Below are 1,243 nucleotides of genomic sequence, written 5' to 3'. Positions count from 1 at the left end.
GCCGAAGCCGAAGCCGAAGAAACCATCGCCGCTGTGATGGAAACTGCAAGCGAAGAAGCCGCTGCCGAGACGGAAGCTCCGGAAGTGGAGCTGCTGGAAGTCAATGAGGCAGACGCAGACCAGCAAGAGGACACCGCCGAGGCTCCGGCTGCCGCTGCAGAAGACACCGTGCCCGCTGCCGATAGCATCGCCGCGAAGCTGCAGCGCATCCGCGCCGTGGTGGCCCAGGCCCCCGAAGAGGAATTCAGCGAAGACGAGCACGCCGATGATGTGCTGGAAGACGCTGCCGAGGAAATCTCCAGCGCGCTCCTGGCTGACGACAGCGAAGGCGACCCGGATTTCGATGACGAAGGCGATGACGAGATTGCCAAGGCGCTGGACCGCCTGGACCTGACCTCCTCTGCCGCAGATGCACCGGCCGAAGCCGCCGACCCGGCGGAGGCTCTGGGCGACCCGGACGAAGCCTTCGACGACAGCCTGTTCGAAAACCTGCGGTCTGACAGCGCCGAAGCTCCGGCCACAGCGGAAGACACGGACGCAGAGGATCAGGACAGCGGTTCGGAAAACCTGCTGTCGGAAGAGCCCGCGCCTGCACCGGCTCGCAAGCCCGTGCGCGTGCGCATCGCCAAGGTCAAACGCAGCGAGTTCGACAGGGCCGTTGCCTCCGGCCAGCTTCAGGAAACCGCCGGCACAACTGCAGCCGCAGCCAGCGAAGCCGAAGCGGAGACCGCAGAAGACGCGCTCTCGCAAGAGGATGAAGCCGATCTGATGCGCGAGCTGGCAGAGGTCGAAGCGGAAATCCTGGCCGCCTCCGAACTGCCGGAAGAAGGCGTCGGCGCCGATACCGAAGAAGAGATCGGCGAAGCAGAACCTGCCGCTTCCAGCCTGGCCGACAGCGATGTCACCCGGCTGATGGCAGCGGCGGACGAGAAGCTGGAAGATCCGGACTCCGCCTCATCGCGCGAAGCCTACAGCCAGCTGCGGGCCGCAGTCGCCGCCACCAAGGCGGATGGTCCCGCAGGCACAACCGGCAGCGACGACGCAAAACCCTACCGCGACGACCTGGCCAGCGTGGTGCGCCCGCGTCGCCCGGAATCCCGCCAAAGCAGCTCGGAACGCCCGGCCAGCACCGCTGCCCGCCCGGCCCCTCTGAAGCTGGTAGCCGCCCAGCGCATCGATGAAGGCACCGCAGAGCAGAAACCGGTGCGCCCGCGCCGGGTCTCGGCCGCGGTTCTGGGCGATG

At 67.1% G+C, this 1,243-nt stretch carries 1 pseudogene; it reads left to right on the top strand.

What is annotated here, in order from left to right:
- A pseudogene (locus RA20_RS24835) lies at positions 1-1,243 on the top strand (hypothetical protein); the annotation flags it as partial.

The organism is Leisingera sp. ANG-Vp (assembly GCF_000813725.1).
Lineage (GTDB): Bacteria > Pseudomonadota > Alphaproteobacteria > Rhodobacterales > Rhodobacteraceae > Leisingera.
Note: the sequence above shows the minus strand (reverse complement) of the source record. Positions and strands in the feature narration are given on the sequence as shown.